Origin of the sequence: Paenibacillus sp. JNUCC32 (assembly GCF_014863545.1) — a bacterium.
In the GTDB taxonomy this organism is placed as follows: domain Bacteria; phylum Bacillota; class Bacilli; order Paenibacillales; family Paenibacillaceae; genus Paenibacillus_AQ; species Paenibacillus_AQ lautus_A.
The window spans coordinates 5,837,078-5,860,016 of the sequence record NZ_CP062260.1 but is presented as its reverse complement, the minus strand read 5'-3'; the positions used below and the strand labels follow the sequence as shown (position 1 = coordinate 5,860,016).

At 52.8% G+C, this 22,939-nt stretch carries 24 protein-coding genes; 8 read left to right on the top strand and 16 right to left on the bottom strand.

Annotation, left to right across the window (positions count from 1 at the left end; genetic code table 11):
* Positions 1-19: 19 nt before the first annotated feature.
* The 6 genes from JNUCC32_RS25900 to JNUCC32_RS25875 all read right to left on the bottom strand — a co-directional run bounded on the left by JNUCC32_RS25900 (position 20) and on the right by JNUCC32_RS25875 (position 3,400).
* On the bottom strand, positions 20-481 hold the full coding sequence (locus JNUCC32_RS25900; RefSeq protein WP_228469024.1) for an LTA synthase family protein: 462 nt from the start codon (positions 479-481) through the stop codon (positions 20-22).
* Between the two features lie 101 nt (positions 482-582).
* Positions 583-1,644 (bottom strand): LLM class flavin-dependent oxidoreductase, encoded by a 1,062-nt coding sequence (locus JNUCC32_RS25895; protein WP_015737991.1) that lies wholly within the window; start codon positions 1,642-1,644, stop codon positions 583-585.
* A gap of 259 nt (positions 1,645-1,903) precedes the next feature.
* Positions 1,904-2,413 (bottom strand): SRPBCC domain-containing protein, encoded by a 510-nt coding sequence (locus JNUCC32_RS25890; RefSeq protein WP_192570241.1) that lies wholly within the window; start codon positions 2,411-2,413, stop codon positions 1,904-1,906.
* Positions 2,414-2,442: 29 nt separating this feature from the next.
* On the bottom strand, positions 2,443-2,772 hold the full coding sequence (locus JNUCC32_RS25885; protein WP_015737993.1) for an ArsR/SmtB family transcription factor: 330 nt from the start codon (positions 2,770-2,772) through the stop codon (positions 2,443-2,445).
* A gap of 51 nt (positions 2,773-2,823) precedes the next feature.
* Positions 2,824-2,982 carry a hypothetical protein gene (locus JNUCC32_RS25880; protein ID WP_176502497.1) on the bottom strand — a complete coding sequence of 53 codons (159 nt, stop codon included), beginning with the start codon at positions 2,980-2,982 and terminating at the stop codon, positions 2,824-2,826.
* A gap of 61 nt (positions 2,983-3,043) precedes the next feature.
* Positions 3,044-3,400 (bottom strand): nucleotide excision repair endonuclease, encoded by a 357-nt coding sequence (locus JNUCC32_RS25875; RefSeq protein WP_192570240.1) that lies wholly within the window; start codon positions 3,398-3,400, stop codon positions 3,044-3,046.
* 162 nt (positions 3,401-3,562) lie between these two features.
* Here JNUCC32_RS25875 and JNUCC32_RS25870 point away from each other — a divergent pair, with 162 nt between their 5' ends.
* Positions 3,563-3,874, top strand: a complete 312-nt coding sequence (locus tag JNUCC32_RS25870; RefSeq protein WP_096775663.1) for a hypothetical protein — start codon at positions 3,563-3,565, stop codon at positions 3,872-3,874.
* Between the two features lie 657 nt (positions 3,875-4,531).
* Positions 4,532-5,737 (top strand): MFS transporter, encoded by a 1,206-nt coding sequence (locus tag JNUCC32_RS25865; RefSeq protein WP_192570239.1) that lies wholly within the window; start codon positions 4,532-4,534, stop codon positions 5,735-5,737.
* A 121-nt stretch (positions 5,738-5,858) separates the two neighbouring features.
* On the opposite strand, the gene greA is transcribed toward JNUCC32_RS25865, so the two are convergent.
* From greA to JNUCC32_RS25840, 5 genes are all read right to left on the bottom strand, one after another.
* Positions 5,859-6,335 (bottom strand): transcription elongation factor GreA, encoded by a 477-nt coding sequence (greA, locus tag JNUCC32_RS25860; RefSeq protein WP_015737997.1) that lies wholly within the window; start codon positions 6,333-6,335, stop codon positions 5,859-5,861.
* 240 nt (positions 6,336-6,575) lie between these two features.
* Complete coding sequence (locus JNUCC32_RS25855; RefSeq protein WP_192570238.1) at positions 6,576-7,745, bottom strand: mannitol-1-phosphate 5-dehydrogenase; 1,170 nt, start codon at positions 7,743-7,745, stop codon at positions 6,576-6,578.
* Positions 7,742-8,182, bottom strand: a complete 441-nt coding sequence (locus JNUCC32_RS25850; RefSeq protein WP_009591149.1) for a PTS mannitol transporter subunit IIA — start codon at positions 8,180-8,182, stop codon at positions 7,742-7,744. Before JNUCC32_RS25850 ends, JNUCC32_RS25855 begins: the two co-directional genes overlap by 4 nt.
* A gap of 16 nt (positions 8,183-8,198) precedes the next feature.
* Positions 8,199-10,268, bottom strand: coding sequence for a BglG family transcription antiterminator (locus JNUCC32_RS25845; RefSeq protein WP_192570237.1), 2,070 nt, complete (start codon positions 10,266-10,268; stop codon positions 8,199-8,201).
* Positions 10,269-10,340: 72 nt separating this feature from the next.
* Complete coding sequence (locus JNUCC32_RS25840; protein WP_015738000.1) at positions 10,341-11,774, bottom strand: PTS mannitol transporter subunit IIBC; 1,434 nt, start codon at positions 11,772-11,774, stop codon at positions 10,341-10,343.
* Positions 11,775-12,142: 368 nt separating this feature from the next.
* On the opposite strand from JNUCC32_RS25840, the gene JNUCC32_RS25835 reads away from it, so the two are divergent.
* Both JNUCC32_RS25835 and JNUCC32_RS25830 read left to right on the top strand, forming a co-directional pair.
* Entirely contained in the window at positions 12,143-12,601 is a 459-nt protein-coding gene (locus JNUCC32_RS25835; protein WP_192570236.1) for a hypothetical protein, read from the top strand.
* 80 nt (positions 12,602-12,681) lie between these two features.
* On the top strand, positions 12,682-12,972 hold the full coding sequence (locus JNUCC32_RS25830; protein ID WP_192570235.1) for a hypothetical protein: 291 nt from the start codon (positions 12,682-12,684) through the stop codon (positions 12,970-12,972).
* Positions 12,973-13,078: 106 nt separating this feature from the next.
* Here the strand turns inward: JNUCC32_RS25830 and JNUCC32_RS25825 are convergent, their stop codons facing one another.
* Both JNUCC32_RS25825 and JNUCC32_RS25820 read right to left on the bottom strand, forming a co-directional pair.
* Positions 13,079-14,707 carry a glycoside hydrolase family 9 protein gene (locus JNUCC32_RS25825; RefSeq protein ID WP_192570234.1) on the bottom strand — a complete coding sequence of 543 codons (1,629 nt, stop codon included), beginning with the start codon at positions 14,705-14,707 and terminating at the stop codon, positions 13,079-13,081.
* 194 nt (positions 14,708-14,901) lie between these two features.
* Positions 14,902-15,594 (bottom strand): FHA domain-containing protein, encoded by a 693-nt coding sequence (locus tag JNUCC32_RS25820; RefSeq protein WP_141397989.1) that lies wholly within the window; start codon positions 15,592-15,594, stop codon positions 14,902-14,904.
* A gap of 200 nt (positions 15,595-15,794) precedes the next feature.
* On the opposite strand from JNUCC32_RS25820, the gene JNUCC32_RS25815 reads away from it, so the two are divergent.
* The 4 genes from JNUCC32_RS25815 to JNUCC32_RS25800 all read left to right on the top strand — a co-directional run bounded on the left by JNUCC32_RS25815 (position 15,795) and on the right by JNUCC32_RS25800 (position 20,358).
* Positions 15,795-16,781, top strand: coding sequence for a glycerophosphodiester phosphodiesterase family protein (locus tag JNUCC32_RS25815; protein WP_192570233.1), 987 nt, complete (start codon positions 15,795-15,797; stop codon positions 16,779-16,781).
* A 225-nt stretch (positions 16,782-17,006) separates the two neighbouring features.
* Complete coding sequence (locus JNUCC32_RS25810; RefSeq protein ID WP_015738005.1) at positions 17,007-17,747, top strand: hypothetical protein; 741 nt, start codon at positions 17,007-17,009, stop codon at positions 17,745-17,747.
* 41 nt (positions 17,748-17,788) lie between these two features.
* Positions 17,789-19,069, top strand: a complete 1,281-nt coding sequence (locus JNUCC32_RS25805) for a polysaccharide deacetylase family protein (RefSeq protein WP_192570232.1) — start codon at positions 17,789-17,791, stop codon at positions 19,067-19,069.
* A gap of 182 nt (positions 19,070-19,251) precedes the next feature.
* On the top strand, positions 19,252-20,358 hold the full coding sequence (locus JNUCC32_RS25800) for a glycosyl hydrolase family 8 (RefSeq protein WP_192570231.1): 1,107 nt from the start codon (positions 19,252-19,254) through the stop codon (positions 20,356-20,358).
* A 26-nt stretch (positions 20,359-20,384) separates the two neighbouring features.
* Here JNUCC32_RS25800 and JNUCC32_RS25795 read toward each other — a convergent pair whose 3' ends face one another.
* From JNUCC32_RS25795 to JNUCC32_RS25785, 3 genes are all read right to left on the bottom strand, one after another.
* Positions 20,385-21,098: a sulfite exporter TauE/SafE family protein gene (locus JNUCC32_RS25795; RefSeq protein WP_192570230.1), complete on the bottom strand. Its 714-nt coding sequence runs from the start codon at positions 21,096-21,098 to the stop codon at positions 20,385-20,387.
* 200 nt (positions 21,099-21,298) lie between these two features.
* Positions 21,299-21,640, bottom strand: coding sequence for a zinc ribbon domain-containing protein YjdM (locus JNUCC32_RS25790; protein WP_096775651.1), 342 nt, complete (start codon positions 21,638-21,640; stop codon positions 21,299-21,301).
* Between the two features lie 90 nt (positions 21,641-21,730).
* Positions 21,731-22,747, bottom strand: a complete 1,017-nt coding sequence (locus JNUCC32_RS25785) for an SDR family oxidoreductase (protein ID WP_192570229.1) — start codon at positions 22,745-22,747, stop codon at positions 21,731-21,733.
* Positions 22,748-22,939: the final 192 nt, after the last annotated feature.

Sequence of the window (22,939 nt, the reverse complement as noted above, 5' to 3'; positions counted from 1 at the left end):
CAAAAGACCATCGGATGCCCTAATGGCTTCCCATGGTCTTTTCTTGAACCTTAACCGAGCCGGCCGGATGATTACGCAGAACCTTCCGCTCGATCCCGCCGTAGATCAAGCCGATTACACCAAACAGAATGACTGCGGTGCTGACATGAAGTTCATATTCCTGTATGAATCGATCATCATAGCTTTCGTAGAACAGCACTGTCCCGACCGCAGCCCAAATCACGGCATACAGCAGGGCATACAGGATGAGTGAAGCTCTGACCCATCGAATCATGCCCATGAGCCACGATAAAGGGAGCACGATCACCGGGTATAGTAGCGAGGATATGAGAATCGGAATGATCATCAGAACAAAACCCGCATTACGAAGGCCGAAATATTCCGTCGTCGTGATCTTGTATCCTTCGATATACTCCAAGCCTACGACAGCTCCGGTAAACAGAAACATAAAGACGAACCACAACACAAAATATCTGGCCACCCGCAAGATGTACACCGCCCCGCCTGTTTATGTCATAGACGAACTCGTGCCGGAAAAAGTTACATGCGTCTTCATTTCATATCGTCAAAAAGTAATTCTGCTTACTCCGCAGGCTCGCCAGCCGCTTCCCAGCGGTCGATTTCCTTCCGGACCCGAGGGGCGACTTCGGTTCCCAGCAGTTCGATGGCTCTCATGACTTCGTCGTGAGGCATCGTTCCCACAGGCACATGCAGCATAAAGCGGGTGATGCCCACATGCTTGCGCAGGTGAATGATCTTCTCGGCGACCGTCTCAGGGTCCCCTACATACAGCGCACCTTCGAAGCTGCGGGCCGCATCGAATCTTGCCCGGTCATAGTACCCCCAGCCCCGCTCCCGTCCCAGCACGTTCATGCTGGCTTGGGTCGAAGGGAAGAACTTGTCCGCGGCCAGCTCGGTTTCTTCCGCAATGAATCCGTGGGAATGCGAGCCGATCGGCAGCTTCGACACATCATGCCCGGCATGAGCTGCCGCTTCTTTATACAGCTTGACCAGCGGCGCAAACTGCAGGGGACTGCCGCCGATAATCGCCAGCACCAGCGGGAGGCCGAGCAGGCCTGCCCGCACGACCGATTCCGAATTGCCTCCGCTTCCGATCCACACCGGCAGCGGGTTCTGAACCGGACGAGGATAGACGCCTAAGTTATGGATCGCCGGACGATGCTCGCCCTGCCAGGTGACTTTTTCCGACTCGCGGATTTTGAGCAGCAGCTCCAGCTTCTCCTCGAACAACTCGTCATAATGACTCAGATCATAGCCGAATAACGGGAACGATTCGATGAACGAACCCCTGCCGGCCATAATCTCCGCGCGTCCGTTCGAAATCGCGTCCAAGGTAGCAAAATCCTGAAAGACCCGTACCGGGTCCGCGGAAGACAGCACCGTCACCGCGCTGGTCAGCCGAATCCACTTCGTCTGCGACGCAGCCGCGGCAAGAACGACCGCAGGCGAAGACGCCGCATAATCCTTGCGGTGATGCTCCCCTACGCCATACACATCCAATCCCACCTGATCGGCCAGGACGATTTCCTCAACCACCTCGCGCAGCCGCTGCGCATGGCTCATCACTTCGCCGGTCTTCACATCCGGCCACGTCTCCACGAACGAGCTAACCCCAATTTCCATTATGTTTTCCTCCTATTATCCTTTGCCGCGGTCAGAACCGCAGGCAAAGGTTATCGATGCTTCCCGCTTAGGGCAGTCCATATCGTTAATCATCTTGCAATTATCTTTATATTGAACTTTTGGTTCGGAATTTTCAAGTTACAAGTTAACTGATAACGTGAAATCGGTGGATTCGATGCATATGGAATCCAAAAATGGCCGGGATCCATACGGATTCCGGCCATTCATTTTACCTTTTAACGATGCATTTGAAATGGGCTTATTGTTTCGATGCCAGGTATTCCTCCAAGCGATCCCAGGTTTGGGTAATGCCTTCTTCCATTCCCATATCCAATACCGATTGGAGCGCTTCAGCGGATTCATATACACCTCGATTGACCAGCTTGGTCTTTCCATCCACTTCCTCAAACGTCATCGTCACCGTGGTTGCGGGCATGCCCTCCGCAATATTGCCTTCCGCATCCGAGAAATAGTCGATGTAGACGATTTTCTCCGGCTCCTCAATTTCCTGGTAGACCGATTTGCCCCAGGATTCCATGCCGTAGAAATCCCCTTGATTCTGATCCATGCACTTCATGCAGTAATGCCATTGGCCGCCAGGACGGAAATCCATGTCGGATACCGTAATGTCCCATCCGCGAGGCCCCCACCACTGCTTCAGATGCTCTCCATCGGTAAGCACCTTGAATACCAGATCCCTTGGTGCATTAAATACGCGCTCCAGTACGATCACTTGACCTTCTACCCGTGTAATCATTTTGCTTGTCATTATATATTCCTCCTCGAATTAGATGGTGTTTACTCCTGTTTCTTCATATCCGATTGCAGCTTCTCCAAGTAATCATCCAAGTTGTCATACCGTTCGTTCCATATGCGGCGGTAATTATCGAGCCAACGGTCCAATTCCTGAAACGGCTCTGACCGCAGCATGTAATTCCGTCGGTTCGCATCCGCCCTTACCTCGACCAGTCCGGCATCCAGCAGTACCTTCAAATGCTTCGAGGCTTGAGGCTGCCGAATGTCGAGACGTTCGGCGATTTCCCCTACCGTAAGCGGCCCCTTCTGCAGGAGATTCACGATACGAAAACGGCTTGGTTCGGCTAATGCGTTAAATGTTGTCAGTTCCATCTTGTCGTGATGACCGGTACAGACCCGCTGTTATGGCGTTTACGGCGATTGTCAACTCTCTCTGTTCCCGTCACCATCATCACCTCTTTTTTCGGCTTCTTTTTTTGCTGCCGTTTTTCTTGTTTTCAATATACCACAAAGGGAATATTCCTGTAAAGGAATATTTAGATGTTTTTTCAATTTATTTTTATTACAGCGCAAAAAAAGCAACAAACGCGGCTCCTTACCTGACCTCGCTTATTGCCCCTCTTCGCTTTACCGTTCGTATTCCTTATCGAAAGAACACCTTGTCCACATTGTATTTGGCCTTGAATTCATTAATGATATAGGTTTCATATATCTCTCTATGCACCGCGTCTTCAATGACGCAAACCTCGATGCTCGTCACTTCATTCCGATGCTCCTTGATCGGGGAGACGCTATCTTCAAAATGCTTCTTGATCCGCGGTCTCAGCTTTCTAGCTTTGCCAACGAACAGAATCTCTCCCTCGCTGTTGTAGAACATGAAAATCCCGCCCCGGTCTCTCGGAATCAGGTGGAAATCCGTAAATCCGTAAATATGGCTCAGTTCCGGAGCATCCTGCTTGGTTATGGTGACGTCCGGCTTGGGGATGGTTATATCGATCATGGCTAACGTTCACTTCCTCTATTCAATGTATTGACCTAAATCGTATCACTGATCGGCTCATTTGCCCATGCGGGAAATTCAACAGACCCTTAACACCCTTCTCTGGGCATTTGCATAGGATGGGATTATGTATGACTAATTCACGATGGGGGTCTTTTCCATATGAGCATTCAATATCCCGGACACCAGGAACAAACCTTATATCAAGCTGAACCCAGCATGAAGCACAACATCAAATCGGTTCGCGATCATATCCACCATCTATGCAAGCAGCATGCGAATCAGCTGGTTCGCGTCGAAACGCTTGACGGCGATGTCTTTGAAGGCACTATTATGCATTGCGAGAAAGGGATTCTGTATTTGAGCATGCCCGGATACGGAAACCAGCGCGGCTTCGGTCCCAGTTACTATAACAATGTAATCCTGCCACTTGTCCTCTTCGAATTGCTTGTCATCACCTTGCTTTACATCTAGAAGAAGAGCTTTACATTGTAGTTCGGCAAGTCTCCCGAGCACTTCCAAACCTAAAAACCCGATTAAGGAGTGAATCCTCATGGCATTTATGCCGCCGCAAGGACCCCAGGGACCGATGCAAGGGCCCTCATCCCCGCCTCCAACATCTGTCCCCCAACAGCCTATGGCCAGTACCTTCGCAGTTGATCCTGGAGCGATCAGGGGCTGTTTGTTCAGAAATACCTATATTTGGCCCACACGTGGACCCGGCTTCTGGTTTTACCCGACTTTTGTGGGCCGCACCTCGGTGGCCGGCTTCCGCTGGACGGGATGGATGTGGGTATATTCAGGGCTCGACTTAAGAAGTATCGAGTCGTTCACCTGTTTCTGATGTTCTTATATCAAAAGGAATGGGTCTATCCGCTCCCACAGGCACCTCTATAGCGCCTGCTTATGGGAAGAGCGCCTGCAATGGCGCTCTTAAGCTCTTACATGACGGACAAGCTCCTGTTCAGGGAAGAGTCTACCTTAACAGGATGCCCCTGTTTTACGAAAAATAAAGTTCTTGATTATCCTCCCGCTACGTTAAATAATATGTAACAGTCCCTCTATAAAACCGATAATGGAGATTGGGATTATATCTTTAACATACAGAGCAGAAAGGTTGACTTGAACACCATGGATATTTCGCAACATGCCACTGGGGAAAAAAGCGGCAAAGAACCCTTTCCCATCTCTATACTCTCTCTCACCGTGGGTGCATTTGCCATTGGCATGACGGAGTTTGTCATTATGGGGATCCTCCCCAATGTAGCCGATGATCTGAATGTCAGCATCGCGTCTGCCGGGCAGCTGATTACGATGTATGCCCTCGGGGTAGCCGTAGGAGCCCCTATTCTGACCGTCCTTACTAACCAAATTCCGCAGAAAAAGCTGTTACTGCTGCTCATGGGCCTGTTCATCCTGGGCAACGGCATCTCGGTCTTCGCTCCGAACTATGCCGTTCTGATGGGCGCCCGGATGCTGACCGCGCTGACCCACGGGACCTTCTTCGGCGTGGGCGCTGTCATCGCATCCAATCTGGTGCGGCCGGACAAGCGTGCCGGAGCGGTGTCCATCATGATGGCGGGATTAACGATAGCCAATATCATCGGGGTTCCGATCGGTACCTTCATCGGCCAAACGATGGGCTGGCGCGCTTCATTCGGCGCGATTGCCGTCATGGGCGTGTTGGCATTGATCGGCATCCTGATCTTCATACCGAAGATACGGCAGGAGCAAGCGACAAGCATCGTTCAGCAGATCACGGCCATCATTAGACCCCAGCTTCTTCTCTTCCTGCTGATCGGCGCGCTTGGCAATGCCGGCCTGTTCGCCGTCTTCACCTATATCGCGCCCCTGCTGATTGAGATCACGGGCTTTGCGGAACCCAGCGTCACCTGGATTCTGATCCTGTTCGGTATCGGCGTGACCGTAGGCAACATCGTAGGCGGCAGGCTGGCGGACTGGAAACTGCTGCCCTCCATCCTGGGCGTTTACTTTGCGACGGCCGTCATTCTGACCATCCTCACGGTGACCATCCATCACCCGGTCACGGCTGTGCTGACCATCGTGCTGTGGGGGGCCGCCTCTTTCGCCGTTATGCCGGGAATGCAGGTGCGCGTGATGAGTCTGGCCCAATCCGCTCCTGCACTGGCCTCCACAGCAACCCATTCCGCGGGCAACCTCGGAAATGCGGCGGGCGCTTTTATCGGGGGATTGGTCATTACGCATCTAAGCTTAACGGCCCTGCCTTGGGTGGGCGCCGGATTGGTAGCGCTCGCCTTCATTCTGGGAGCAGCCTGCTATATGTATGAGCGCAAGGCCGTGACGGCTAATGCTTAAAGGGCTCCAACAGGCATGAAAAGCCGATCCCTTAACCGGGACGAGCATAAGAAAGGCGTAACCGGACATGTAGCACCCGGTTACGCCTTTTGCATCTATATATTCGTTGATCCATCGGCGATTACAGCGCCTTGATCTCCAACAATTCGTATTTCACGATGCCCATGGGCGCTTCCACATGGACCTGGTCGCCTACCGCTTTGCCCATCAGCGCTTTGCCGAGCGGGCTTTCATAGGAAACTTTGTTATTGGATACGTCGGCTTCTGCGGGGCCTACCACCTGATATTCAAGCTTCTCGCCAAATTCGATGTCGTTCAGAACGACGTTCGAACCGACGTTGACCGTGGTCGAGCTTACATCCTTAGCGTCGACGATCCGGGCGCTGTTAAGCGTTTTTTCCAGGATGATGATGCGCGTTTCCATAAATGCCTGGTCGTTCTTGGCTGAGTGGTACTCGCTGTTCTCCTTCAAGTCACCATAGCTGATCGCGAGCTTGATCCGTTCCGCTAATTCTTTGCGTTTTACATACTTGAGATCGTCAAGTTCCTCCTGGAGTTTGTCATAGCCCTCCTGGGTCAAGATCAATTCTTCTGCCATGCTCATCACATCCAATTTGTAGATTCTTACTTCTAGTGTACTCTTTATTTCGAAAATTAGCGAAAATTTTCTGAAATATTATGGATGGAATATTTGGAATTTAGTTCCTTATGATGGTTTCCAACGATAAGCGCCAACAAAGCGCACAACATCCTGAAGCATGAGGAACTCTCCGCTATGCATAAAGCCCCTGATATCTCCGCGAAGAGGATCAGGGGCTCATCATTATATTTCCAATGATTATGCATTCGCTTCGAGCTCGGCCTTCAAGGCCTCATACTGCTCCATTACCTCACCCATGATGGGATGCTCTCCGGCAATGCCGGTATATTGGGAAGCCGTGTCGCTTACGCCGATATCCCGAACGGAGGCTTGGAGCTCCACGCTTTCCGGATCTTCCGGAACATCGAACAACAGGGCTGCCGCCATGGACTTCGCCAGGCTCTTATACGCCAGTCCGCTCTCGAAAGCCAGCATGGCCGGCGAGACCAGGCGGTCGCCCGGGGACAGCTTCCGGATCGGGGAGCGGCCAACGCGCGACACCTCGTCGGTCAGCGCGGGATTGCGGAACCGCTCCAGGATGGTGTCAATATATGCTTGGTGCTCGGAAGGACCGAAGCCGTGCTTGTGTATGAGCGCAGCTCCCGTTTCTTCGAGCACCGCGCGGACATGGCCTGCCACCGCCTCGTCCTTCATGGCGTCCTGGATCGTTTCATAGCCTTTCAGAAAGCCTACATACGCAGCCGAGCAGTGTCCGGTATTCACCGTGAACAGCTTGCGTTCAATGTACGGCTCCAGGCGGTCCACGTAGTGAATGCCTTCAACGGGGACATAATCCTCAAACATCTGCGAGCGATCCACAGCCCACTCATAGAACGGCTCCACCACGACCTTCAGACGGTCCTCATGCTGCTGCAGCGGCACGATCCGGTCTACGGCTGCATCCGGGAAAGCCACGAGCCGATCAGCCTTACGCTTCGTCTCGTCATCAAGCTTCCCATAGACATGCTCTTTCAGCTGCGAGCTGCCGCCGATGGCGTTCTCGCATGCAATAATATGAAGCGGCGATGCCGAGTTCGTTTGCAGCCGAAGCTTCAGCCCCTCGGCAATGGTGCCGGCGATAAATTTCAAGATGTTGACGCCGACCGCCGTCGTGACGAGATCCGCTTCCGCTACCGCGCGCGCGGCAGCTTCCGGTTCCGAGGCGCTATTGAGAGCGGTGATGCCTTTGACCACCGTGGTCTCCTGCCCTTCGCTGGCCAGGGTTACGGGATATTCCCCGCGCGCCTTCAGCTCTGAAACCAGCTCTTCGTTTACGTCGACAAAACAAACCTCATAACCGGCCTGTGACAACAAGAGCCCTATAAAACCGCGTCCGATGTTGCCCGCGCCGAAATGGACTGCCTTCATGCGCCCATTCCTCCCTCGAAGATGGCCAGAATCTCCTCTTCGCTGGAAGCGTTCATGACCTTCTCGATGCTCTCGTCATCCGTGAAAATCATGGCCACATTCGTCAGAATCTCCATATGGTCGCCGCCGGCAGCCGCGATGCCAATGACGATGAACGCCGGCTCGTCTCCGCCGAAATCCACGCCTTCCGGAAAGCGGACGATCGACAATCCCGTGGAGATGACCATGCCTTTCGCTTCTTTGGTGCCATGGGGAATTGCAAGTCCTCCGCCCATATAAGTGGACGCAATTTCTTCGCGTTCCAGCATTTTATCCACGTAATCGGCCGATACATGGCCTGCCTGTACCAGAAGGTTCCCCGCCATGCGAATGGCTTCACTCTTGCTGTCAGCCTTTGCGTTCAGTACGACTTTATCTTTGGACAGTATGTTATTCATGTTAGTCTCCCTCTTTCTATGGTCTGTGATTGAAAAAATGCTGAAGCTCTTCCGCCAAATAGGATCGAATCTCTTCCTCGCCGCCCCGCTCCATCAGCTCGATCAGCTCGGAGCGAAGCAGCATGGCGCTGATTTCGCTGAGCACCTCCAGGCTTTCCTTCGGAAGCTGCTTCGGTGCCAGCATCAGCAGAATGACGCCCGCCTGGGCCCCATCCTCAAGCGGCGCTCGATGCGCCAGCCTGAACAGGGACAGCGAAGGCCAGGTGATATAGCGGCTTCGCGTATGGAATAAAGCCAGCGTCGTGTCGGGAATAAGCTGGGTACCCATCCGTTCGCGTTCAAGCAGGCGCTCCTTCACCATCTCCGCATCACGGAGAGCCCCTTGCTCATATACCTTGGCCAAGGCCTCGTTCAAAGTTCCCTGCAAATCATTCTGAAGATTATCCAGATGGTAGACATGGAAGCCGTCCAGAAGCGATACGATTTCGTTCATCAGGGCGGCCTGCATGCGGAGCCGCTCGAAAGATGCAGCTTTACGATCTTCCTCGATTCGGCTGACGGCAGCCCTGCTGCTGGCCGGCTCGAAGGATGTGCTCTGGATGAATCGAAGCAGCGCCTCTTTATCATCCGCCGTCAGCAGCGGGCTTAGTCTTACATATCGATCCTTCGGCAGCGGCAGATCAATGGTCGATATGATGAGATCGTATTGCTCCTTCGGGATCCGAGCCGCTTCATACCACGATACGTTGCCGAGCACCTCGATCTGCGGCATCTCCTTATTCAGCCTTGTCCCGAGAAGCCTGGAGGAGCTGAGACCGCTGGAGCATACCAGGATGGCCTTCAGATGGTGTTCCGGCTGGTTCAGCCGTTCGCTCGATGCTCCAAAATGCATAACCAGAAACCCGATTTCTTCATCCGGGATGCTTAAATCCAGCTTCAGCTCGTCGACCGAGCGCCGGACGATCCCGAACAATTCCTCATAATCCTTCCGAATCGGACTGAGCAGCGGATTTCGGATCCGGGTCCCTTCCCGAATCCGATTCAGTGCAGCCCCGATGTGCTCCACCAGACCTGCCCGCAGCGTGCGGTCCTCCTGGAACGGAATGCCGGTGCGCCCCTGAACCCGTTCAATCAGGCGATGGGCGATCTCCACCATTTCGACGTCCGCATGAACCAGCTCGCTGACCTCGGACATGTTCTTTGCCGCCTCAAACAATTGGGCGATATAGATCAATTCTGATTCGCGGAAATTCATTTCCAGTTTCTCGCCGAGGCGACCAACAAAATCCCGCGCCTCCTCGACGGAAACAGAGGAAGGAGGGTAGCTCGCAATATCGGCAGCTTCCATGTCCCGTCCCCGCTTGATCCTGTTTACGGAAACCGATAACGCGATCAGCGTGGAAGTGTAGGCACTTTCGCTAAGATCCTCCGTCCAATCCCAATTCATATCCCACAAGGTTTTCTCTACATCCAGCAGAGCCGGTTTATCGATCATGGACAGCAGCCGGGCCGTCACCGGCTCCCGCGTGTCGCTGTATCCGTCACCGACAAGATCGGAATAATCCAGATATTCCTCGGCGAGCCTGCCAATCGCCCTTCGCCTTACCCCTTCCGCGCCGTCGATCTCGATGCCGTAGCCCCGGCGCCGTATGAGCTTCAGGTTAAACCGCTTCATCCACGGCTCCAGCTCATCCAGATCATTGCTCACCGTCGGGACGGTTACCTTCAAACTATGGGCCAAAGCAAACAATTTGACGGGCTCATCCGCCTCAAGCAAAGCGCACAGCATGAGGATTTTGCGTTCTTCCACGGAATAATCGGCCGGCTTCCCCGCAAGCAGGGATCGTCGCAGCAGGGACATCCCTTCGGGCTTCTCTTCTTCCAGCCGGATGCCCGTTCCCGACTTTTTGAGAAGCACAACGCCCGTACCTTGTAGGTCTTTCTCGATCTCCTCCATTTCCCGGTGAACCGTCCTGACGCTGACCCCAACGTCAGCGGCTATTTCTGCAGCCGTCATGCCATCGGTCCTGCTCATGAGGAGCAGAAGGATTTGTCGCTGGCGGGCAGTAATGTGTCCCAGATCCATGGCTCCCTTCTTCATGAAATGGAGACAACGCCGGCGTGATTACGCCAGCGTGTCATATGGTTCAAGCTTATGTTAGTCTTTGAGTCGTTCCACCAGCTCGTCATATCTCGGACTCTTCAGGAAGTTGTCGATCGAGATATGCTCGGCATTCGGATTCTTGGCGATGGCCCGCTCGGTGAGAGTCTTCTGGGTAATGACGATATCCGCATCATCCGGTATTTCGCTTACCGCCGAATTCACAACGGTAATGTTGACGCCTGCCTGCTGAAGTTTCTTACGCAATACCGAGGCGCCCATCGCGCTGGAGCCCATGCCGGCATCGCAAGCGAACACGATTTTGTTCACGTTGTCTTTGTCCAGATTGGCCACAGCCGCAGAAGCTGGGGCAACTTGGTCGTTCATGCCGCCGGTTTTCATTTCTTTCATCTTGGCGGATGCTTCTTCCAAATTCGGCTCTTCCTCTGTTTGTTTACCCGTTTTGAGCAGCAGTGCCGCAATCACGAAGGAAACGACCGTCGCAGCAAGGACACCGGCCAGCACCGGAACCAGGCCGCCCTTAGGCGCCATGGCGAAATAAGCAAGGATACTGCCTGGCGACGCAGGTCCCACGAGTCCCGCTCCAAGAATCTGGAAGGTGAAGGTTCCGGCCACGCCACCCGCAATAGCGGCCAGGATGAGGACCGGCTTCATCAAAATATACGGGAAGTAGATCTCATGGATACCGCCCAGGAAGTGAATCACAACCGCCCCCGGAGCAGAGGATCTGGCAGAACCGCGTCCAAAGAACCAAAAGGCGAGAAGAATGCCCAGCCCGGGTCCCGGATTGGATTCCAGCATATACAGGACGGATTGACCGATCCGAGCCGATTCCTCTGTAGCGAGAGGACTGAAAATCCCGTGGTTAATCGCATTGTTGAGGAATAATACCTTCGCCGGTTCAATGATAATGTTGACCAGCGGCAGAAGGTTGGCATCGACCAGTACGTCAACGCCGGCTGAAAGAACTTTGGTAATGCCCTGCACAAGGGGACCAATTCCGGTGTAGGCCAGCAGCGTCAGCGCACCGCCGATAATACCCAGCGAGAAGTTGTTCACCAGCATCTCGAAGCCGGATTTGATTTTGCCGTCGATCAGCTTGTCGAACTGCTTTAATACCCAAGCAGCCAGAGGGCCGACAATCATGGCGCCAAGGAACATCGGAATACTTGCTCCGACGATAACGCCGACCGTGGCAACCGCACCGATAACCGCACCGCGTTTGCCGTGGATCATCTGTCCGCCCGTATAACCGATCAAGAGCGGAAGCAGATACTTGATCATCGGGTCAACCAGAGCTCCCAACTTCTCGTTCGGGAACCAGCCGGTCGGGATGAACAGCGCCGTAATCAGGCCCCAAGCAATAAACGCACCGATATTCGGCATCACCATGCCGCTAAGGAGCCGGCCGAGCTGCTGAACCCTTACGCGAATGCCTTTGGAAGCGTTTGTATTTGTCTCGTTGGACATCGTACTGACCTCCTAGTCATATTTGAAAATAAAGCTGAATGTTGTAGTGTTGCTTTCATCTGACACCTCTATGTTAAGTCAGCCCGGCAAAAGGCTCAACGAAAGGAAAAGCGGGTTTCGTCAAGAATATTGTTGACAAATTTTAAATGGATCATGTCATCATTATGAAAATGCAGTCCTGACGCGGTTTCATTCGTAGAACAAGCCCGCCCCTTGATCCTGTATATTCCAAGTTTCAAGCCGAAGCGGCGTAATTTCACGGATTGCGTATACCCTCGTCATAAGTTCACAACATGCCTTCGGTAAACTAAAACCATCTCGGCTAACATCGGGAATCTAAATTCAAGGTTACGGAGGTAAATTGCGAGATGAACATACAAAGAAGAAATAACAACGGCTTGCCGATGCTCTCAATCATACTGCTGGCATTGCTCGGCGTTCCCCGAGTCATTGCCCACGATTTGCAATGGGTCGATCCCCACGGGATCATCAATCGGCTGCTTGTCTTCATTCCCCCGATCGTCTGGATACTCTATGTACTCGGCAAGCGGCATCACGTTCAATATCCTTTTCTGCCCTTAATGGCCATCGGAGCCGTCTATGGGCTCTTTCTTGGCATTACGCATCAGCTGTTATGGAATATGGCCTTCGAAACGCCGCCGGCTCTAGGGGGCAATCTGGCCGACCTCCCTGCAGCAGCCAACAGCTTTTTGACCAGAACCTTCGCCTTCATCAGCAGCATCGTGACCGGTACGGTCGTCGGCAGCATCTGCGGCATTGCTGCCACGTTGCTTCATACGCTGGTGAAGGGGAAATTAAGAGGCTAGCATCCAAACCTATCATCTGCAGCTGCATAGAATAGATAGGAGATGATGCAGCGACAGCACGGTCATTTCCCACGTTTTTCATGAATGAAGGGGAGGTGTACGCCTTGAGAACACCGTCATCGGGTCGAATTGAAAATCAGGTATACTCGAGCCGCGTCTTGAGATCAGAGTTTGACGGCAACTGGAGAACCGTGCTTTCGAAAAGCGGTTATGTCGTTTATATCGCTACTTCGAACCATGCCAAAGTCGAGGTGATGCTGGCAGGCGGACTGACCAAGCTGCTGGTGTTTAGAAGAGGAGGAAAAGTTCTGGTCGGCGGGGGCGGAACAAGCCATTACAGCAAGCCTCACCGAGCGATCACGATAAATTAAGCCCATGCTTTACTCGACTCTTTGGAGATGGAAGAATCCTCAGTCCATTACAAAAAAAGAAACGTCAAGAATCTCTCGGCGTTTCTTTTTCTATGTAATGCTCTTTCTATACAAAATGAGACAGCACGAACACGGCCGGCGAGTTCCAATAAATAGCCACCTCATTGGTGGAATAGCTCTCCATCACATCGGCAAAAGAGGCTGCGGGCGCCCTGCCGGCCAAGTGCTCACGCGCATAATCGTCGTGAAGCCCCTTGTTCGGACCGCCGGAGACGAGGCCCGGAACCGGCTCCTCCACGCCGTCGCCTTCGGAAGGACGGTGATGGGGATGCCGGATCGGCCTCGCCCCATATCCGGTAACATAACTTGTCCCCATCACGTTCGCCCCGAATACATAGTGCACATGCTCGTGTACATGCCGCTCAAAGTTCTCGGAACCCGACAGTCTTCCCGCCACCAGCAGGAGCATCGCGTGGTTCATGACCAGCATATTGCTGCCCCAGATATATTGATCCGGCAGAAGCGAGAGGCCATAGCCGTCCCGATCGCTGACAGCAGCAAGCTCATCCGCACGCCGTAACAGGCCCGCCATCAATTCTTGCGCCAGCTCGGGCTCTTCTTCCCGCTCCGACATCAGATAGGCAAACGTCCCGTAACCGCCCATGTCCGCCCATCCCAGCTCGTACTTTCCGAAAGAGTCCTGCTTGGCTAAAGCTTGGAAAGCCTCATGATATGGCGTCTCCCCCGTTGTACGGTATAACTCTGCCGCTGCCCAGTACCGTTCGTCCGCATCCTGGCCATCGCCATACTCGCCTGTAGCGATATCAGCCGGATTGCGGAAGCCCGGCTCGTCGGGATGCTCCTCCAGCCATGCCCAAGCCCGCACCGCTGCCTTCAGGCAGCTCGCGGCGAAGGCTTCATCATAGGGAGAATAGATCCGTGCCGACATGGCCATGATACCGGCAAAACATCCGGTTGCCGTTGCGGAGATCGGCGACAAGTACAGCGGGGCCGTATCGTCCTCCGGCATGACGTCTCCCGCTGGAAACCGCAGCGTCGTGAGCTTATGGAACACGCCCCCCGATTCCTCATCCTGCATGCGCTGCAGCCAGTCCAGCTCATACCTGCATTCATGCAGCACATCCGGCATGCGGCCGTCGCTTTCAGGCAGCGGCAGCGGCTGAGCAAACGCTTCGGGGTACAGCTCGAAGGCCAGCAGTAAGTCGGCGGCGGCTTTGGCGCCAGGCACGACGTACTTGCCATAATCCCCGGCATCATGCCATCCTCCCCAAGCATCCATCCGCCGCGATTCATGTCCATGAACGATGGCCTGCGTGAGATGGCAGGCTTCATGCTTCCAAGGCTCCGCATGCGGCTCATCCAAAGCCGTCCCGCACCGGAAGTAATAAAACGCTTTCAACATTGCTCGGTGGGCATCCTCATATACATCGTCGGCAATGGCAAATAGTACCGACGACTGCCCATCCTCCGTCTCGATTCGATAGGTACCGGGTGCTTCCCATGCCGTAAAATCCCCTCTGCTTACCGTCTGTCCGCTGGACGCATCCTCTATGGCGGGCGCCGTCTGCCCCTGCCATACGACCTCGCCATTTCGCGCATTGACGATGCGAAACCGTCCGCCCTGACCGGCAATGACGGCAATCTTGGCGTCCCGGCCCCGATAACCTAACTGGTTAACGGCAATGCCGTTTTGCTGCACGTGCTCCATGTTCATCTGCTCTGCACATCCCTTTCGATTGTCGTTTCATTCGAAACTTCCATGCTATAACAGTTCGCTGGGGCCTGCCATTTCCCTCTCACCGCCATCGAATTTGTCCTGTTCATGCAAGCAAGCCCTTCCTGCATGGAGGAAGGGCCTGCCGTTTGTATGGTTCCTTAGATTTCATTGCGTTTTCGTTTTTGCGATCGTCATTCAGCCGTCGACTGCAAAATATAGCCTTTTCCCCGGATGCTCTCAATGGCCAAAATATCCCTCGTCTTCTTGCGGACCCGGTAGATCAGCGCATTCAGCTCCTCCGAGCTCACATCGGGCACTTCGTCCGTCCCGTAGCTTCGCTCGGGCCAAACGTATGCCTTGAGCTGCTCCTTGGACACGAACTGTCCTTGGTGATTGACAAGCAGCTCCATGCACTTGTACTCTTTTTCCGAAAAAACGTACACGTCCTCGCCGTATACCAGCTCCTGCTTGAAAGGATTCAGCTTAAGCCCGCCGGAGCCCTCAACCGCCGCCAGCTGCTTGATCAGCGGGGTAATGTCCATCGTCTCATCCATGCTGAGGATGGAGAAGGACAGCACGATCAGATCTCCCGCAAGCACGATGGTATCTCCATGCTGAAGGGGTATTTCATCATGGGGAGCCAGCCGTGCCTGATTAACGAAGGTGCCATGCTTGCTGTTCAGATCCTTGATGCTGAACTTCCCGTTTCGATGCAGCAGCGCCGCATGCCGCCGGGACACAAAAATATTGTCAAACGCGATATCCGGATCAAAATGCTGGCCCTTGCGGCCAAGCACCGTGATCGGTTTGGTCAAAGCTATAACGTCCCCGCGTTCGTAGGGATTTCCCCGCTCCACCATCAAAAAGGAGGATTTGTCCATCATGCTCCCTCCTGTTCCCATATACTCGCTCATTCGTATTTGTTAGTTCGTTATTATGCAATTGTTATGTTCCAGCCATTGAGTATGCGCCCAAAATCACTAAGATTGAATAAAGAAGGATATAAATAGAGAACTTCGTTTAGAGAAAGAGAAAAATATAAATCTACTATTGCATATTGTATACGATTTTGGGGGATTGGATCATGCGAAAACTAAAAAGATGGAAGAAAATCATACTGTTTTTTGTTGTGTTGCTCGTGTTTTTGTTCGTTAACAATTCATCCCTATTCACCAAAGACCGTGACGGCGAGCCGCTTCTGCTGGCGCATCGCGGGCTTGGGCAGACCTTTACGATGGAAGGTATTGAAGCCGACACGTGTACCGCCTCCCGTATCTATGTGCCGGAGCACGCTTACCTGGAGAACACCATACCGTCCATGAGAGCCGCCTTCGAGGCAGGTGCCGATATCGTGGAGCTGGATATCAAACCGACCAAGGACGGCCAGTTCGCCGTGTTCCATGACTGGACGCTGGAATGCCGCACCAACGTGGAGGGCTCGGTCAAGGATTATACCATGGACGAGCTGAAAAACATAGACATCGGGTACGGCTACACGGCCGACCAGGGAGCGACTTATCCTTTTCGGGGAAAGGGAGTCGGGCTGATTCCGTCGTTAGGCGAGGTGTTGGAGGCGTTCCCGGACGGCGCGTTTCTGATCCATATCAAAAGCACGGACCCTGAAGAAGGAAAACAACTGGCCGATTATCTGTCCGGTCTGCCGGTGAAGCGTCTCAGCCAGCTGACCGTTTACGGGGATGACCAGCCGATCCGCACGTTAAAATCGCAGCTCCCCTCGCTGCGCGTCATGTCCATGGATACGCTCAAAAGCTGTCTCGTATCCTACGCCGGGGCCGGCTGGAGCGGCTACCTTCCATCGGTTTGCCGCAATACCCAGCTCCATATACCAGAGAAATATGCCCGTTACTTATGGGGATGGCCGGATAAATTCCTAAACCGGATGGACAGCATCAATACGCGGGTCATCCTCGTGGCCGGGGACGGCGGCTGGTCGGAAGGCTTTGACTCCGTAGCGGATTTGGAAAGGCTGCCGGACGACTACAGCGGCGGGATTTGGACGAACCGGGTCGACGTTATCGCCCCGGAGCTGACCATAAAGAAGACGGAATAAGTCGAAGCATCGCGTTCGTTTCAATTCATGAATATAGGCGGGTCGAAAGGCCGCATAAACCGGAAGATCTGCCCTCTAAAAAGCCCCCTCTCGCTTGCGGGGCTTTTTTTTATTTTCATAGGGTCAAAGGGCAAAGTTTTTAGGGTGTTTTTACCGATGACTATTAATAGGGTCTTTTATCCTAAATTCATGCTGTATTCATTGAAATATATAGGAGTTGATATTTTGGCCAGGGAAACAGAAAAAAAGGGAATGGCCTGGTTTAAGAATGCCCGCTCGAACCAGAACCAACCCGAGAAGAACAGTGCCGAACACCAGGAAATTGCCGTAACCGTCGAAGAAGAGCCGGCATATTCCGCGGAGCCTGAACTGCCCGCCGCGGAGAGCAGCAAGCATCTTTTCTCCAAGGACAACCAGGACAAAATCGGCCTCGACGTCATCGTTTCGATCGAGAACATGCTGAAGGAGCGGCAATTGCTGTCTTATAAGAACAAGGGCCTGGAGGATCAGCTATTTACCGCCAACGAAACGATCAACCGGTATAAGCACGAACAGATCAAGCGCGATCAGCTGGTCCAGGAGAAGAACAAGGAAATCCGCGAGCTCGAGAACGTGCTGACCAACAAACAGATGAGTTACGACCAGCTGTTGGAGGATTACAAGGAATACCAGCTGACATCGAACCTGGCGTACGAGAAGCTCTCCAACCAGCTGGAGACCGAAACCGCCAAGTACAACAAGCTCTACGAAGAGTCTAACAACACCCAATATCAGAGCATGCTCAAGATCAACGCGCTTGAAGAGAAGGTGCGCGAGTTGGAGATTGCAAACCAGAAGTATGCGGAGCAGTACCAGAACATTCTGGACGATAAAGCCAAATTGATGCAGACCATCAATGATTTTACCGAGAAGATGTCCTTCTCCTTCTCGCCAAAAACATCGGCTCCCAACACACCATCGGAATAAGCATAATCACTGCATGAACATCTAGAGAAAGGAGGGCCGTCATGTCTGACTCCTATGGAAAAGTCATTGAGCTGCTGGCGATCGAGACGGATACCGAGGCTTTCGCTCTGCGAATCAAGCTATCCTTCTCGGAATCGGCGGAGCTGTTGTGGTTAACCGATCATGAAACCATAGCGAATATAGCGACCGTGTCGGAATTTAACGGGGTTCACAAATACCGATTATCTTTACATACAACATGGGATGCCATCCAACAGCAATACATAGGCTCCATTACGCGTACATATCGTGACCACGGCGAGCGACTTTCATTTGCTTGCTCCGTTCACTTCAGGAACGAATTAGAGGCGATCAAGGCTATCCGGCATTTGGACGATGTATCTACCCTGTCCTTCCTGTCCGCGCCTCCATCCGAACCGGGTCCGGCCGAAGAGGTGCAGACCGATGGAAATCGAAACACCACGCGCTCCGCAAGGAAGCCGCATCGTCTTCCGCTTAAGCTGGCAAGCGCAACCTTGATGAGCTTGATTTTTGTGGTATTGCTAAGTTCATTTAATTACTCGTATCCGAGTGACATCCGGCATGAAGCTGCTATAACCGCCGCAGCAGAGGTCGAAACGGTCATCCAATTGCTTGCCGAGAACCGGAATGCGATGATTGCCAAACCTGTAGCCGCTTCCGTGGAGAAGGAAGCGGATAGCAAACCGAGGAAGGAGATCAAGACTTCGGCTGCCGTTCCACAGCTGGAGCTTAAGGATTTCATCTCCTACAGCATCCCCAAAGGGTATGTCGCCCTTACGTTCGATGACGGGCCATCCAAGCACTCCATGGATATCATGAACGTCTTGAAGAAACACGGGGTTGGCGGGACGTTCTTCTTTGTCGGCACCAATGTGAAAAAACATCCGGACTACGTCAAGGCCATCCATGCCAACGGGTACTCCGTCGGCAGCCATTCGATGACCCATAGCCAGATGCCAAACCTTACTTATGAAGAACAAAAGGCGGAACTGACCCGCGCAGCCGATCTCATTGAGCATATTACCGATGAGAAGCTGGTGCTCTTCCGTCCGCCTTACGGTGCCTTTGATGACAGGACCGAGGCGTTAAGCCGCCAGCAAGGCAATAAAGTGGTGCTCTGGAACCGGGATCCCGAGGATTGGCTGACTCGCGACGAGGATAAAATCCTGGATTATGTCCAGCACATCGAAGCTTCCGGCTCCATTATTCTCCTGCATGAATCCCAGGCGGTCGTGGATGCGTTACCGAAGATCATTAAGAGCCTGCAGGATCAAGGACTAACCATCGTCAGTCTGCAATAATCGCTATACGCTTATGCAAGAAAGGCTGTACCTTTGATGATTTGGAGCTTCCAACATCAGGTACAGCCTTTTTTAGTGAAGTATACCCGTTCCTACAGCCGGGGGCTATGTTCACCGCCGCCCAGTCTTCCTTGAAGGCTTTAACCTGTTGAATATCGAAATAGTATGGTCGAGGTGAACCTATGACAAACCGGATTTCAACGCGCAAGAAAGCCATTCTTGCGATCATCGTCGTTCTTGCCCTTGCCGGCATCGTCCTCATAGCCTGCTGGATCAACAAGAACAAGGAGAATCCTGACGTGACCGCAGCGTTCATTGAAGAGCATATGACAAACGATAACGGTACCATTGCCACCTATCTTAAACCCGCTGCTTCCGTGAATCCGGACATCGTTGCCGGCCGGGAAGCGTTATCCGAGTCGCTCGGGCTTTGGATGCGGACTGCCGTGATATTCGGCAATCGAGCCCGGTTCGACGACAGCGTCCAGCTTCTTACCACCTATTTTCTTAATCAGGAGCAAGAGCCCTATATCCAATGGAAGCTCAGGCCGGACGGTCAATCCGAGGTCACAACCAATGCGCTGGGCGATGATCTGCGAATCCTCGATGCCCTGCTGAAGGCGTTCAATCGCTGGGGCGAGGAAGAATACCTTCAATTGGCAAAAAGGATCGGGTCTGCACTCCTTGCGATTCAAACCGAAGGTTACCTCGTCGATTATCATGATTTTGCACGGAATGAATCCGCCGCCGCGTTAAGCCTGGTCTACGTTGACTTATCGGCACTGCGCGAAATGCATAATAACGGAATCCTACCCTCCCAGGATTATGAACGATATCAAAACCTGCTCGCTCATATGCCTTCGGACGGCGTTTTCTATCCCAAAACCTATCACATCGGCTCCGGCCAATATGAGTACGACGCATCGGTCAATCTGATCGACCAATTGATCGTTGGCGTCCATCTCGCCGAGATGAATCATCCGCCGACAGATCTTATAGCGTTCCTGAAGGGAGAATTCCGCCAGCATCAGCGGCTGGCAGGCCGCTACACCCGTGAAAGCCGCAAACCGGACGCGGATTACGAGTCGCCTGCCGTTTACGGTCTGGCCATCATTCTGGCGCTGCAAACCAATGACCTCCCATGGGCGCAGCAGCTGCATGAACGCATGCTCCAATTCCGGGATCAGGATCCCGCTTATCCGGGAGGATACGTGTTTGACGGGAATACGCATGCTTTTGATAACCTGTTTCCCTTGCTGGCCGAGACGCTGTTCGAGCAGTCCAAATGATGATCCTGCCATCTTCTTTGGCATGACTACAAGCTTTCGATCAGCATGTACACACCGGTAAAGATCAAAATGATATAGGTAAAGATCTGAAACACGCGCTGGTTGATAACGTTGAATAAGCGTTGTCCGATAAACAGCCCGATGAATACCAGCGGCAGCGCGATTCCGCTCGATACCCAGACTGTCTTGGACGTTCCCGCCACGATCACCTGAATGATCAAACTCAGGGAGTAGATGAACAAATAGAAGGCCAGGGTCGTCCCTCTCAGTTTGGCCTTTTGCGTATCGGTGCCCGAAAAATATAACAGCAGGGGCGGACCCGGCATGCCGATGCTCGTCGTTAGAGAGCCTGAGAGTCCTCCCACCGCCAAGTCCCTGCCGCGGCTTTGGTTTATTCTAAACTTCAGCATCAGCATGACGGTCAGGGCCAATATGATCAGACTGACGCCCCGCTTCAGATAGCCGATATCGATGAGCGAAAAAATAACGATGCCCAGAGGGAGACCTGCCGCGCTTCCGATCACCAATCGTTTAAGGATGCCGTAGTCGATGTCCTTGCGGATTTTGGCAATCAGGGCAGCCGATATGACAAGCGATAGAATCAGATTAATCTGGATGGCCTCGGCGGGCCGGAACAACAACAGCAGAAACGGCGTAGCCAGGATGGAGAACCCAAAACCGGTACTGGTCTGGAGAATCGACGCCACGAATATGATAACCGCAAATAGTATGATATCCACGCTGCACCTGCTTTCTTCACCTATTCGGGGAGCTCCTATACGAAGCAAGCCCATCCTGTCATTGTACCATAAGGCCATCACAAGACTGCTCCTCATTTGTTGCCGCAATAGGCTGCAAAAACCCTGGTTAGACGAGAAAAACCCTCCTTGATGGAGGGTTTTTGCTGCTGCTATTCATGATGGAACCGTGCTAACACATCTTAACTCTTTTTAACGAATTCCGATTTCAATTTCATGGCCCCGAATCCTTCGATCTTGCAATCGATATCGTGGTCGCCGTCGACCAAACGTATATTTTTCACTTTCGTGCCTATTTTTAATACGGATGAGCTGCCTTTTACTTTAAGATCTTTGATTACCGTTACGGAATCGCCGTCGGCCAATACATTTCCGTTCGCGTCTTTAATGACCCTCGCATCTTCCTCATGCTCTGCTTGGGACCCCGGGGTCCATTCATGAGCGCATTCGGGGCAAATCAGGAGGTTCCCATCCTCATACGTATATTCTGAATTACATTTCGGGCAATTCGGCAAAGTAGACATCGTTTCGTTTCTCCATTCGTTTTACAATAACTATACCCTATATTCGAAACAGATGTCCGCTATATACTTCCGCCCCTGAAAGATTAAGCCTTACCCCGTAATGATCGACTTGGCCTTCTCCAGCGCGGAGATGACCTTATCGCACCACGCATCAAACTCTGCGTCCTCCCGCTGATGTTCCGGGTGGGCTAATATATAGTCCACGGTCTGCTTGATCCCTTGATCGGCACGGATGGTTGCCACGAATTCAGGGACCAGCCGCTTCAGCTTGCTGTTATCGAACACCACCGTATTCGCTTTGTCTCCCAGTAACGACCCGCGGAAATCCTGCGTGCTGGTAGCATCCAGGAACTCGGAAGAGACATGCACCGCATTCAGCTGTACGCCAAGGGCATCCGCAATGATTTCATAAATTTGATTCCAGGTAAGCGACTCGTCAGAGGTAATATGCACCGACTCCCCGATGGCATGGATATTGCCCATCAGGCCGATGAAGCCTTTAGCAAAATCGCGGTTATGCGTCAGGGTCCACAGCGACGTCCCGTCTCCATGAATAAGGACCGGTTTATTCTCCAGCATGCGCTTTACGACCTGCCAGCTTCCCTGGCTGCCGTGCACGCCGAGCGGAATGGACCGCTCATCGTACGTATGGCTTGGCCTTACAATAGTCACCGGGAAGCCATGCTCCCGATACTGCTTCATCAGATAATCCTCACAGGCTATTTTGTTTCGGGAATACGCCCAGTATGGATTGGATAAAGGCGTCCCTTCCGTAATGCGATAATCGGATAGGGGCGTTTGATAGGCTGAGGCCGAGCTGATAAAGATGAACTGTTTGGTTTTTCCTGCAAACAGGCGGTAATCCCTTTCCAGATGGGCGGGCTCGAATGCAATAAAGTCGGCCACAACATCAAAATCGAGATGCTCAATTAGTTTCGTTACTTGGTCTTCGTCATGAATATCGGCTTGCAAAATATGTGCGCCCTCGGGCAACGTGTCGTTTCGGTTCCCTCGATTGAGCAAGTATAACTCGCAACCTTGTTCAAGCAGCTGCTTCGTAATCGCCGTGCTGATCGTTCCGGTTCCTCCAATAAACAACGCTTTCATAAACTGCACCTCCGGTAGCAATAATGAGAAGACTGACTGCAACTTGACCTTCTATCCCTTACCATAGCATGGGCACGGGTGCATTACAATTTCCAAAAAGGGTTGACCCGCACAAGACTTTGAGCAGAGTGTGGAGCAGGAAGCATTATAGGTCGTGCGTGAACCGGCATGAGGCTAAGGTGCTGTTGTAAC